The organism is uncultured Megasphaera sp. (assembly GCF_958350005.1).
Lineage (GTDB): Bacteria > Bacillota > Negativicutes > Veillonellales > Megasphaeraceae > Megasphaera.
This window is the reverse complement of record NZ_CATWFF010000064.1, coordinates 1-10,977: the sequence shown is the minus strand read 5'-3', so window position 1 is coordinate 10,977 and position 10,977 is coordinate 1. Positions and strand designations below refer to the sequence as shown.

The following is a 10,977-nucleotide window of genomic DNA, read 5'->3' as shown; positions in this document are numbered from 1 at the left end:
TACCGGTACGGTGGGAATACCGTGGTCTTGGCAATACACTTCTGCAGCACTTCCCTGTTCACAGCGAATCGTCACGGGAGTGCCGGCAAATACGTCCTGGCCCAGTTCCGTTACAGACGACGGAATATACAGCACTTCCAGCTGCGGGCAGTTGGCAAAGGCCCGGTCTTCAATGCGCGTCAGCTCATCACCGAGGATTACGACAGACAAGTGGTCGCAGCCGTCAAAGGCATGTTCCCATATTTCCTTTACTTCTTCGCCGCAGAACGCCACCATATGGGCATGATAGCAGGCATAGGTGCTGATGTATTCCGCTTCTTCTGCCACGAAATATACCATTTCTGCACCGATAAGGGCGCCAGTGGCGATCATGCTGTCGTCTACCGTAACGGGATCAATCGTAATCTTGCGCTTGCCGTCCCGGGATTTTCCGGTCAGGTGCTTGCCGCCATTCCGGATAATGTCACTCAAAAGTTCTGTATCATCTCCATTGGCTTCGGCCTGGAACAGAAGCTGGTATTTCCGGCTGCTGTTGCTCCAGCCAAAGAAGCCTTTCGTCTTCCCTTCCGGCTGGGCCCCTTCTTTCCACTTCTTCAAATCGGAAAGATAATTTCTCCGTACATACAGCCCTTCTTCACTGACGATCTTGCGCCGCCGCTGCAGCAGTGCTTCGTAAGGATTGGCCTGGCCGTGATAGAAATAACGCACGTCATGGTCCCGGCACCACCGTTCCCAGTCGCTGTCAGGCAGACATTCTACGACGACAGCCATGCCGTCAAAAATATCATCGCCAATATGGCAGTGTTTCTGCAGGGCCTGGAGATGATCGAGGAAAAAGGACCCGGCAAAGGCCCGGTCACCGACGAACTGCAGCCCTTCCGGCAGCATTACTTCCCGCAGATACGTACATCCGGCCAGAGCTGACGGTTCCAGACGAACGACGTTCCGACCCAGCTGGATTTCCGTAAGATAGGACCCATAAAAGGCACGGCTGCCAATAACCTGTACATCATCAGGAACGACAGCATAGGTAATATCGGCACCTACAAAGGTTTCTGCGTCAATAGCCTTGCAGGGCCGGAATGTATTCAAGACCTCGACGATAGGAAATTCCTCATCTTCTTTCCGTTCCTGCTGCCGCACGGAAAGAGGGGGATATTTCCAGTAATCCCGCAGGTAAAAGCCGTCTTCCGGCCGCAGGGGCAGCACATCTTTGCCGTCTTCCTGGCAGTATATGGTCGTTTGCTGCAGAAGGTTCTTTTCCCTGCACCACGTATACAGTTTGCCCCACAGCGGAATATCCCAGACTGCGTCGCTGCCGTCAAAGTCTTCTATGTCTCCCGTAATTTCCGGCTCACCGGCAAAGCGCACCGTACCGCCTTCTGTCGTATAGGCATCGGCACTGTACGTTTCTACGCCGGCCGGAAGGACCAGTTCAGTCAGGGCACCGCAGCCGACAAAGGCACAGGGCCCAATGTGACGCAGGCTTTCGGGCAGGACAAGGGACTTCAGATTATGGCAGTCGGCAAAAGCATATTCACCGATTTCTGTCACGCCGTCAGGCACAGTATACTCGGTCATGGGATTGCCCGCCAGAGCAGCATAGGGAATGGTGCCTTTTTTCACCGGCCGTTCCCAGCATTCCTGAAGAATTTCGTAATCGTCATGGGCCTGTTGAGACAAATTGGCCATGACCAGCACTTCTTCTTCGCCCATTTTTGCATACCAGTCCCAGAGAAGATTTGCATCTTCATCCATATGAGCCAGTCCGTCGAGGCGCAGATATACGTCCAGTCCCTTTTCCGTCGCATGGCCCTGGGCAATATTCTGCAGCGCTTCCAGCCGGTCCCGCTGCTCTTCATCACAGCCCTCAATCCAGGCACTGAGAATTTCTTCTTTCCCTTTGCTGATACGGTCTTCCATATTGAATAATTCGGCAATCTTATTGAGCCGTCCATTCGTGTCAGGCACATATTTCATATAGGCCTTATACAGGTCTTCATTGAAGGGATTGGCCAGGAGCCCTTCCAGAATCGCATGGGGTATCTGCGCGCCGGCAATGCGGCCACTTTCAATATTGGCCAGAATGAGCTTGCCCTTTTCGACGTCTGACTTCGTCAGTTCGCTGCCGCCCAGGCGGTGGGTTACAAACGCCATGAGCGTGGAAAAGGCATTGTCATAAGCCTGTTTCATAGCGTCTCTCGTCGCTCTCGACTGAAACAGCGTCTTTAACTGCCGTTTTTCTGCCGCCCCGGTCAGGGCATTGCCGACGGCATTGAAAGCGCTGTGTGCGGCGCCGCTGGTAATATTAAAGGCCCCGGCTTTGGCAATCGCTGTGAGCGCACCGGTCAGGCCAAAGCCGCCGCCTTCCAGACGCATGCGCGTTTCCTTGCGGTATGCCCGGCGTTCCCGTTCATTCTGAGCTGCCTGGCAAATGGCCTGATACTGTTCCAGAAGCGGCGAAATCCCCAGTTCCCAGGCCGAAATGACGCTCCGTTCTTCGCCCTGAAGCCGCAGAGACGGCGTCTGCAGCACTGCCGCTTCCGTAATATCAAACTCGCCGTATTCCGCACAAATATCCAGAGCCCGCTGAATAGGCACGGCCAGAGCGCGCCGCAGAAATTCCATGCTGTAATAGGCACCGAGAACCGTTTCTACAGAATCGGCCTGTTCATACAGCGCATCCACCTGCTGCCGCCCTTCCTGCCAGAGCGGCAGAAAGACGTTCCGCACATTTCCATAGACGACGTGCTCCTTGCCAAAGGACAGGGTATATCCATCCAGATCAAATACATAGGCCTGCTCAGATTCTATCCATTCGCCGTTATACTCGGACAGTACCGGAGCCGGTGCTTCTGCCTTGGGCTCCGGTGCCGGAGCGCTGGCAGCCGGAGCAGACGCAGTTTCCGCAGCCGGCGCTGCTGCCTGGTCCAGGGCCTCTTTGGGGACAGCAGTCCCGCAGAAGGGGCAGAACTTGCCGCCTTGAGGTATTTCTTTTCCGCAGTTCATACAAAACATGGTTCATTCATCCTTTCTGCATCCTATTGTATTCCAGTAAAACAGCCTAAAAGGCATCCCATTCGGCAAATCGTTTATTCATGCGCTTTTTCCTGGGCCGCTGCTGTCCAGAGGCAGGTCCTGACGCGGCAAAAGGCAATTTTCCGGCAGCAATAGTCCGCTTGTAAAATAATTCCACCGCTTCCTCTTCCGACAGCCCCAGGCGGCGGAAAATGGCGGCTCCCTGTCTGCGAATGTCTTCATCCATCATTCTCACTCCTTCTGCTGTTCCTGTTCATGGCGCTGCGCCGCTGCATTGATATCGTCCAGCGTGGCCATGTGGGTTACGGCATACATCATGGTCCGCAGCAATACGACTCCCAGAACGGCGCCGGTCCCTTCGCCCAGGGACATGCCGGCCTGAATGGGCACATCGTATTCATCAATACCGCACAGCCGCAGGGCCATGGCCATGCCGGGCTCCCGGGACAAGTGCGACGGCAAGGCGACCTGCCGGACTGAAGGTTCCATGGCCACGGCACAGACCAGAGCGACAGCCGTAATAAAGCCGTCTATATAAAAGGGAATATGCCTTTTGGCACAGGCCATCATGGCGCCGCACAAAGCAGCCAGATCAAAGCCGCCGACACAGCGCAGCGCTTCTGCCGGCGACTGGCGAATCCAGGGATACTGGTCCAGAGCCTGGCGGATAACGCGGCGTTTGCGCAGAACCAGGCCGTAATTACCCCGGGCCGAGCCATAGCCGGCCAGCATGTCACTGCCAGGCGGTGCCAGAGCCGTCAGAACGGCAGCAGATGTCGTCGTGTTGCCAATGCCCATTTCACCGAAAGATAACAGATTATACCCGTCCTTCCAGGCCGCTTCAACCCGTTCGGCACCGACAGACAGGGCCTGCTGGTACTGCTCGTCCGTCATGGCTGCTTCGACGGCAAAATTCCGCGTTCCCCTGGCAATTTTCCGGTCCATGCCGACGGCGTCAGCACTGTCAATGCCCACATCGACCACTTCATAGGGAATACCGTTGGCCCGGCAGAAGCAGGTTACAGCCGACGTCCCTTCCAGCATGTGGCGACACTGCATATACGTAATCGCTGCCAGCTGGGCCACGACGCCGGCCTGGACGACGCCGTTGTCGGCAGCAAAAATAATGTGTTTTGCCCGGACCTGCGCCGGTACCGTTCCCCACGCTGTCAGGGCCTGCTGAGCCTGGGCTTCCAGCAATCCCAGACTGCCTGGCGGCTTGGCCAGATTGCGCAGCCGTTCTGCTGCCTGGGCAGCGGCGGATTCCGTCTCTTTTCCGGTTATCTCCATACCCTTTCTCCTTCCCTTCATTTGTATGTATATTGTATCATACTTAGTCTCGTACGGATATATTCCCGCAAAAATCACCGTTCCAGCCTTGAAAGCTATCTTGTTTTATCTTACAATAAAAAGATATAAGGAGGTTGCATATGTCTACAATTAAAGATATTGCCCGTGAAGCCGGTGTATCCATTGCCACCGTTTCCATCGTGCTGAACGGCAAAGGACGGGAACGGAAAATTTCCCAGGAAACGCAGGACCGGATTCATCAGATTGCACAACAGCTGAAATACGTTCCCAACCAGTCGGCAAAAAAACTGCGGGCTGCCCATAAAGACAGTTATGCCATCGCCTTTTACTGGGCCACAGACTTTCGTATTAATTACCTGGCCCGCATTACCCTGGGGATTCAGAGGGAAATTATGCGCCAGAATAAAGTCGTCCACCTGACGGTCGTCCCCTATGAAGTAGATCACCTGCAAAAGCAGATGGAAACGACGCGCAACGAATTTTTTAACGGCATCATCATTGCCAACATGTCAGACAAGGACATGGAGTACCTGAACAGCTGCGACCTGTCCTGTCCCGTTGTCCTGTTCAACCGGGAATCTCCCAAGTACAGCAGCGTTACCATGGACAACTACGAAGTGGGCTGCCGCGTAGCCCGGCATTTTCTGAAAAAAGGACTTTACGACGCCGGCGTACTGACCCACGATACGGCCTTTCCCATTATGCGCACGTGGATGGACGGATTTATTGATACCTTTGCCCGTGCAGGTCATCCGATTCCGCAGGACCGCATCTGCCTGTGCACGACGTCCTCAGCCAGCGCCATTGAAGCGACACGGCAGCTGGCAGAAACCCATCGCCTGCCGCGGGCCATGTTCTGTGAATCCGACGTGCTGGCACACGGCATGCTCTATGCCTGCCACGAAATGGGCATATCCATTCCTGGCGACGTCGAAGTCTTTACCATCGGCATCAACATGGCCGAATTCAACGATTACGCCATTCCGTCACTGTCCCGCATCGATATTCCCATGGGCCATATTGGCGAACAGCTTCTGCACCTGATCGTAAATCTCATTGAAAAGAAAGCAGAAAACCCGACAGTACAGTACGTAGACGGCATTGAAATTATTGCTCAGTCCTCACCGGCTGAAAACAGCTGATTTTCATACAAAATACCCCGGAAAGCCAGTGCTTCCCGGGGTATTGTTGTATTATACGGACTCATGCAAATCTGGTGAAAAAACGGGCGCATAGGTCACGGAAAGACCCTGCCGTTCGGCATGATAGAGAACGGGCGCTGACAGGCGAAGACAGCGGAACAGTTCGCACAGCGCCTGTTCATCAGACAGGGCGTATTTCAGTGAAAAGCCGCAGCTCCCATAGAGCCGTCCCGGCGTGGGAATAATGCGGACCGTCAGTCCCTTCCGCTTTCCTGCTTCTCCCGCTTTCATGGCCTCTTTCGTATCGCTCACGAGAGCTACGCCATAGTGTTCCCTTTCCATCTTACGGACGGACAATGCGCGGTGCCGTGCGCATGAGTTCAATAATGCGGTACATATTGGTCACTTCGCCGACAGCAACCTGATCGGTAAGGCCGTAGTAATTCAAGCACGCGCCGCAGGCATAAATGGAAACGCCGGCGTCAGCCAGTTTTTTCAGGTCTTCCAGAGATTCCGAATTCTTCGTAACCAGGGGCACGCCGCCGTTGTAGAAGATAATTGCCGACGGCAGGACATCCTGTTCCGTCAGAGTATAAATAAAGGTCTTCAGCAGCTGTTTGCTGAAAGCTTCGTCGCCGACGCCCATGCATGGCGAGTTGACGACGACAATATAGCCGTCATTCTGGCTGGCTGCTGCCGTCACAGACGGAGCCGGCGCCGTGCCGTTTCCCTTCTTGACGAGCTGTACCGTATAATGCGTCGGCGATTCCTGCGTCATCGTATAGTCGCAGTTCATTTCCGTCGCCAGTTTGCGGAGATTTTCCGTCGCAATCTGATTATCTACCGTAATTTCTACAGCATCGTGTTCCTTCAGTGCCTTATGGGCATCAATAACCGGCAGCGGGCAGGCCTTGCCGATAGCATTTAATGTAAACATTCTTATTCCTCCTTACTATGTATCACACAGTTCTTATATCATTCCATCCAGCGCCCGCAGGGCTTCGACAGCTTCCTGCACGTCCCGGGCCGACGTAAACAGGGAAAAGGAAAACCGTACGGCTCCCTGCACATCCGTATGAAGGGCCTTATGCATCAGCGGCGCACAGTGAAAACCGGCCCGCGTGGCCATGCCGAACCGTTCCCACAGCATATCGCCGACGACAGCCGACTCGGCATCTTCAATATTCAGGGAATATGTGCCGACCCGGAGCCCTGTAAAATCGCCGTACAGCGTGACGCCAGGCAGGGACTGCACAGCTGGCACGAACAGCTCTTCCAGCTGCCGGCGGTGGGCAGCCGCTTTTTCCAGGCCGCCGTCCAGCAGCAGCTGTACTGACGCAGCCAGACCCATAATACCGGCCACATTGGCTGTGCCTGCTTCAAAGACAGCCGGCGCCGTATGAGGCTGTTCCCGTTCAAAGGAATGGATGCCATCACCGCCGGTCATCCACGGCGTCACATCGGCGTCGCGGCGGATGCAGATGCCGCCGGTACCGGCAGGCCCGTACAGGGACTTATGCCCTGTAAAACACAGGGCCGTCACGATGCCGTCAGATATATCAATGGGCATGGCACCGGCTGTCTGAGACACGTCGACAATAAGTCCCAGAGAATGGTCTTTGCAGAACTGCTTGATCCATCCTAAATCCAATACGTTTCCCGTCACATTGGAACCGTGATTGCAGACCACGTACGTCGTTTCAGGCCGCACTTTCTGGGCAAACTCTTCATACCGCAGGGCCCCGGTCAGGGGATCACTGCTGATAAAATCCAGCGCCACGCCGGCGTCTTCCAGCTGATACAACGGGCGCAGAACCGCATTGTGCTCCCACGTCGTCGTCAGGACGTGATCGCCGCGGTGAATCAGCCCTTTCAGCGTCATATTCAGCGCTTCTGTAGCATGCTGCGTAAAGGCCACTTCATAGTCGTCTTCGCCGTGAAACAGTGCCTTAATCAGCTCCTTGGATTCCAGCACATGCCGGTACGCATTCAGCGAATAGCCGTGGGCACCGCGGGACGGATTTCCCAGATCGCCTGACCGCAGTGCATTATATACGGCCAGAGCCACTTCCGGCGGCTTCTGCGCCGTCGTCGCTGCGTTGTCAAAATAGTACATGGTCTCGCCTCACTTTCCGCCATGCAAAAACCGGACCAGCAATATAGACAGGTCCGGTTTCAGTATACTATATTCCTATTTTTCGTCAATAACCGAGCAGACGATGGCCATGCCTTTTTTCAATACATCCCAGGGAATATTCAAAGGCGGCAGGAGACGGAGAAGGCCGTTGGCCGTCAGGACGAGAACGCCCTTGTCGACACATTCGTTGACTACAGTTGCCAGATCTTTTTTCAACTTGACGCCAATCATGAGACCCATACCGGATACGCTTTCCACATTCTGGCAGGCTTCTAACTGAGCCTTAATGTATGCGCCTTTTTCCCGCACATCGGCCAGAAGCGGGTCATCAATCCGCTTGAGAATGGAAATGGCACCGGCAGCACAGATCGGGTTGCCGCCAAAAGTCGAGCCATGAGTATGATCGGTCAGGGTATGCTGGCACGAATCAGCAAACAGAACTGCCGCAAAAGGCAGGCCGCCGCCGAGCCCTTTGGCCGTCGTGACGATGTCAGGATGAATGCCGTAGTTCATGTAGGCATACAGCGCCCCTGTGCGGCCGTTGCCGGTCTGTACTTCATCGACAATGACCAGAATGTCATGAGCATGGGCATATTCTTCAACAGCTTTGACAAAAGCCGGGTCCAGAGGATGGACGCCGCCTTCGCCCTGTACCATTTCCATCATGACGGCACAGACCTTATGCGATTCAGCCAGGGATTTGACCGATTCAAAGTTGTCCGGTTCAGCATAGACAAACCCGTCCAGGAAGGGACCGAAATCTTCATGGAGCGATTCCTGACCGCATGCCGTCAGCGTAGCCATGGTACGGCCATGGAAGCTGTTTTTCAGGGTAATAATCGTATAGCGGCCTTCGCCGTATTTATCGTGCGAGTACTTGCGGGCCGTCTTGATGGCACATTCGTTGGCTTCCGCACCGGAATTGGCAAAGAAAACCTTCTTCATGCCCGTCCGTTCGCAGAGCATTTTAGCCAGCAGTACCTGCGGTTCCGTATAAAATACATTGGAAATATGGCTCAGTTTATTGAGCTGGTCAATGACGGCCTGTTTCCATACGTCATCGCATACGCCGAAAATATTGACGGCAATACCGGCGCTGAAGTCGATGTATTCCTTGCCGTTTACGTCGTACAAAATAGAGCCCTTGCCGTGGTCAATAACGGCGTCCAGCCGATTGTACACATTGACGATATATTCCTTGTCCATCGTTTCAAAATCCATTGCCATTGATGATGCCCCCTTGATTTCTTCGTCCTGTTCCCGTATTATTTTCTCTTGCCTACTTCAGAAGAATGGCTGACAAACATGGTGCCCAGACCTTCTTCCGTCAGCAGTTCAATAAGAATCGCATGAGGAACGGTACCATTAATAATAAATACGCGTTTTACGCCGGCTCGAATCGCATCGGTGCAGCACTTGACCTTGGGAATCATGCCGCCGGCAATGATGCCTTCCTGTTTGAGCGCGTCAGCCTGTTCCAGCGTAATATCCGTAATCAGCGAATCGGGATCATGCTGGTCGCGGAGAACGCCGTCAATATTGGTCATGGACAGCATACATTCCGCATTGAGGGCGCCGGCAATTTCTGCCGCTGCCGTATCGGCATTGATGTTGTAAGCCTGCCCTTCCGTATCGGTGCCGATTGTCGAAATAACGGGAATATACCCCTTGTCAAGGTTGTCCCTGATAATCGATACGTCTACGGACGTAATCTTTCCGACATAGCCCAGTTCCTCACTTTGCTGACGAACCTTGATCATCTGATCGTCAAGACCGCACAGGCCAATAGCCTTGCCGCCAATAGAGCCAATGAGGTTGACCAGATCTTTATTGACCTGGCCGGCCAGTACCATCTGCACGACTTTCATCGTCGGCCCGTCAGTGACGCGCAGGCCGTCGATAAACTTCGATTCCATGCCGATTTTATCGAGAACTTCCTTGATATGCGGGCCGCCGCCGTGAACGAGAACCACTTTGACGCCAATAAGATTCAACAGTACAATATCACCCATGACGGCTTTTTTCAGGTCCTCATTTACCATGGCATTGCCGCCGTATTTGACGACGACGATTTTGCCGCTGTACTTTTTAATATATGGCAGGGCATTCGTCAGAATCTGCGCTTTCTGCGCATTCGTTACCGATGCAATATCATCGGAAATCAGGTTTTTCCGTTCAAACATGCCAGTACTCCCCCAGTTGTAGTTTAGATACATATAATAATCGGACTTACTTCGACAGATTCAGGCCCGTCGTCGGATCGACACCCATCATGATATTCATGTTCTGAATAGCTGCGCCTGACGCGCCTTTGCCCAGGTTGTCAAACAGCGATGTCAAAACGACGCGGTCATCGTTGCCGCTGACCAGAATCTTCATATCGTCATAGCCGCTCATGGCATTGGCCGCAATAAAGCCGCCCATATCCGCATCTTCCGGCACGACATGAACAAAGGGGCAGTCTTCATAATGGGACGCCAGAATCTGCCAGATGTCGTCTTTTCCAGGCTGGCCGTTCAGCAGCTTCGTGAAGACCGGAATCATGACTTCCATGCCGCTGTAATAATCGTCGACAATCGGCGTAAAGACCGGTGCCTGACTGAGACCGCAGACAGCGACAATTTCCTTCAGATGCTTGTGCTGCTGCACCAGGCCGTACTGCCTGGGCGCAAACAGGTCTGTTCCCTTGTCGGCACTTTCATACTGGCCGATCATCTTTTTGCCGCCGCCGCTGTAGCCCGTCAGGGACACAGCCGACACAGGGTAATCGTCGGGCATCATGCCGGACTGTACCAGAGGCTGTATGAGGGAAATAACGCCGCTGGCATGGCAGCCGGGATTGCCGACGCGGGAGCTTTTGGCAATGTCTTCGCTCTGATGAGACGACAGTTCCGGAAAGCCATAAGTCCAGCCTTCAGCCGTCCGATGCGCCGTAGACGTGTCAATAATCCGCACGTCGCAGTCTTTTGCCAGAGCGACAGCTTCCCTGGCCGCACTGTCCGGCAGGCACAGGAACGCAATATCCGCTTCCTTCAGGCACTGCGTAATGGCAGCCGGATCTTTCCGCTTGTCTTCGGCAATGGGAACTAATTCAATATCGCTGCGGCTGCTGAGCCGTTCATGAATGCGCAGGCCCGTCGTACCTTCGTGCCCATCAATAAATACCTTTGTCTTCACTGTTGCTACACTCCTATATCTCGTAGAATTGCGCCTCGCCCATACAGCATACGGCGCATAGTATATGTTGGATTTTTATTCATTATAGGTGCATTTTAATATCTTGTCAAGAATAGCGGGCAAACTTGTACATAAAAATAATGCGGTGCAGTTTTTAAATTGTATCTATAT

At 53.8% G+C, this 10,977-nt stretch carries 10 protein-coding genes; 1 reads left to right on the top strand and 9 read right to left on the bottom strand.

The annotated features are described in order from the left end of the window. The 3 genes from Q3886_RS05245 to Q3886_RS05235 all read right to left on the bottom strand — a co-directional run. The coding region (locus Q3886_RS05245; protein WP_301860117.1) for a leucine-rich repeat protein at nt 1–3,009 on the bottom strand (3,009 nt) is incomplete at its 3' end. 55 nt (nt 3,010–3,064) lie between these two features. Beyond that, entirely contained in the window at nt 3,065–3,268 is a 204-nt protein-coding gene (locus tag Q3886_RS05240) for a toxin-antitoxin system antitoxin subunit (RefSeq protein WP_301860116.1), read from the bottom strand. 2 nt (nt 3,269–3,270) lie between these two features. Further along, nucleotides 3,271–4,329, bottom strand: coding sequence for a nicotinate-nucleotide--dimethylbenzimidazole phosphoribosyltransferase (locus Q3886_RS05235; protein WP_301860115.1), 1,059 nt, complete (start codon nt 4,327–4,329; stop codon nt 3,271–3,273). 140 nt (nt 4,330–4,469) lie between these two features. Between Q3886_RS05235 and Q3886_RS05230 the strand changes: the two genes are divergently transcribed. Further along, a complete protein-coding gene (locus Q3886_RS05230) occupies nt 4,470–5,492 on the top strand; it encodes a LacI family DNA-binding transcriptional regulator (RefSeq protein ID WP_301860114.1) in 1,023 nt (340 codons plus the stop codon). 51 nt (nt 5,493–5,543) lie between these two features. On the opposite strand, the gene Q3886_RS05225 is transcribed toward Q3886_RS05230, so the two are convergent. The 6 genes from Q3886_RS05225 to argC form a co-directional block, all read right to left on the bottom strand. Then, nucleotides 5,544–5,834, bottom strand: coding sequence for a DUF3343 domain-containing protein (locus tag Q3886_RS05225; protein WP_301860113.1), 291 nt, complete (start codon nt 5,832–5,834; stop codon nt 5,544–5,546). A 1-nt stretch (nt 5,835) separates the two neighbouring features. Next, entirely contained in the window at nt 5,836–6,429 is a 594-nt protein-coding gene (gene yedF, locus Q3886_RS05220) for a sulfurtransferase-like selenium metabolism protein YedF (protein WP_301860112.1), read from the bottom strand. 33 nt (nt 6,430–6,462) lie between these two features. After that, nucleotides 6,463–7,608 (bottom strand): aminotransferase class V-fold PLP-dependent enzyme, encoded by a 1,146-nt coding sequence (locus tag Q3886_RS05215; RefSeq protein ID WP_301860111.1) that lies wholly within the window; start codon nt 7,606–7,608, stop codon nt 6,463–6,465. Between the two features lie 75 nt (nt 7,609–7,683). After that, nucleotides 7,684–8,856, bottom strand: a complete 1,173-nt coding sequence (locus Q3886_RS05210; protein WP_301860110.1) for an acetylornithine/succinylornithine family transaminase — start codon at nt 8,854–8,856, stop codon at nt 7,684–7,686. A 38-nt stretch (nt 8,857–8,894) separates the two neighbouring features. Then, the gene (gene argB, locus Q3886_RS05205; RefSeq protein WP_301860118.1) at nt 8,895–9,779 is read right to left on the bottom strand and encodes an acetylglutamate kinase; all 885 of its coding nucleotides are present in this window, start codon (nt 9,777–9,779) and stop codon (nt 8,895–8,897) included. 79 nt (nt 9,780–9,858) lie between these two features. Beyond that, on the bottom strand, nt 9,859–10,806 hold the full coding sequence (argC, locus tag Q3886_RS05200; protein WP_301860109.1) for an N-acetyl-gamma-glutamyl-phosphate reductase: 948 nt from the start codon (nt 10,804–10,806) through the stop codon (nt 9,859–9,861). Nucleotides 10,807–10,977: the final 171 nt, after the last annotated feature.

Excerpts from the sequence above, each read along its gene's own strand:
- Q3886_RS05225 (WP_301860113.1), bottom strand. The coding sequence starts at position 5,834 with ATGGAAAGGGAACACTATGGCGTAGCTCTCGTGAGCGATACGAAAGAG.
- yedF (WP_301860112.1), bottom strand. The coding sequence starts at position 6,429 with ATGTTTACATTAAATGCTATCGGCAAGGCCTGCCCGCTGCCGGTTATT.
- Q3886_RS05215 (WP_301860111.1), bottom strand. The coding sequence starts at position 7,608 with ATGTACTATTTTGACAACGCAGCGACGACGGCGCAGAAGCCGCCGGAA.
- Q3886_RS05210 (WP_301860110.1), bottom strand. The coding sequence starts at position 8,856 with ATGGCAATGGATTTTGAAACGATGGACAAGGAATATATCGTCAATGTG.
- Q3886_RS05235 (WP_301860115.1), bottom strand. The coding sequence starts at position 4,329 with ATGGAGATAACCGGAAAAGAGACGGAATCCGCCGCTGCCCAGGCAGCA.
- Q3886_RS05240 (WP_301860116.1), bottom strand. The coding sequence starts at position 3,268 with ATGATGGATGAAGACATTCGCAGACAGGGAGCCGCCATTTTCCGCCGC.
- Q3886_RS05230 (WP_301860114.1), top strand. The coding sequence starts at position 4,470 with ATGTCTACAATTAAAGATATTGCCCGTGAAGCCGGTGTATCCATTGCC.